Raw genomic sequence first — 357 nt, 5'->3', positions numbered from 1 at the left:
GACCGCCGCGACGCCCGCGGTCTACGCGGCGATCGACGCCCGCTCGCTCGAACTGCAGGCCGCGCTGACCGCCGCCCTGTCCAAGGCCGGCGTGGACCACAGCATCCAGACCGCGGGGAACCTGTTCAGCGTGGCCTTCGGCACCTCGGCCAACGGCGTCCACAACTACGCCGACGCCCAGGGCCAGGAAGCCTTCCGCTACGCCCCCTTCTTCCATGCCATGCTCGACGCCGGCGTCTACCTGCCGCCGTCGGTGTTCGAAGCGTGGTTCCTTTCGGCGGCGCACGACGACGCCGCGATGGAGAGAATCTTCGCCGCATTGCCGGCGGCCGCGCGGGCTGCCGCGGCGGCCACGCC

Annotated in this window: 1 pseudogene; it reads left to right on the top strand. The window is 72.3% G+C overall.

Going from position 1 to position 357, the window contains the following annotated elements:
- Positions 1–357 (top strand): annotated as a pseudogene (locus AC5RUJ_RS18755) (glutamate-1-semialdehyde 2,1-aminomutase); the annotation flags it as partial.

This window comes from Arthrobacter sp. Y3223164 (assembly GCF_059091005.1).
The sequence above is the reverse complement of the archived record's forward strand: the minus strand, read 5'-3'. Positions and strand labels throughout refer to the sequence as shown.